Here is a 237-nt window from a genome sequence, read left to right on the forward strand (position 1 = left end):
CCAGGAATGCTTAGAACGACTCGCAGAGCCGGTCTCACTAAAACATATCGCTAACGAATTGGCGACTTCTGCTAGCTTTGTTGCCCGTATGTTAATGCAGTCCGAAACTTACTTCGAATCCAATTGGCAGCACTTACCAGAAGTACTTTTGCTAGATGAGATAAAAACGACTAACAACGCTGATGAGGCCATGAGTTTTGAAATGATGGATGCCGAAACACACGAGTTTATCGATTT

Annotated in this window: 1 pseudogene; it reads left to right on the forward strand. The window is 43.5% G+C overall.

Features of this window, described 5'->3' with window-relative positions:
* Positions 1-237 (forward strand): annotated as a pseudogene (locus IWT5_RS12285) (ISL3 family transposase); the annotation flags it as partial.

It is taken from the genome of Secundilactobacillus mixtipabuli, assembly GCF_002217925.1.
Classification (GTDB): domain Bacteria; phylum Bacillota; class Bacilli; order Lactobacillales; family Lactobacillaceae; genus Secundilactobacillus; species Secundilactobacillus mixtipabuli.